This is a genomic window from Pyxidicoccus trucidator, from assembly GCF_010894435.1.
Lineage (GTDB): Bacteria > Myxococcota > Myxococcia > Myxococcales > Myxococcaceae > Myxococcus > Myxococcus trucidator.
On the sequence record NZ_JAAIXZ010000135.1, the window covers coordinates 1 to 241 of the forward strand.

Annotated in this window: 1 protein-coding gene; it reads left to right on the forward strand. The window is 68.5% G+C overall.

Annotation, left to right across the window (positions count from 1 at the left end; translation table 11 throughout):
• Positions 1-241 (forward strand): transposase (locus G4D85_RS48745; RefSeq protein ID WP_164021983.1); only part of this gene is annotated, 241 nt, incomplete at both ends.

The window sequence follows — 241 nt, forward strand, 5'->3', positions numbered from 1 at the left end:
AGCGCGAGCCGGTGGAGGCCTGGATTGTGGACGACACGGGCTTCCTCAAGCAGGGCAAGCACTCGGTGGGCGTGCAGCGGCAGTACACCGGCTCGGCGGGCAAAATCACTAACTGCCAGATTGGCGTCAGCCTCAGTGTCGCCACCCGCACCGAGCACCTGCCCCTCGACTTCGAGCTGTACCTGCCCGAGGGCTGGACCAACGACGCGGCTCGCCGCCGCGAGGCCCGAATCCCCGCCGA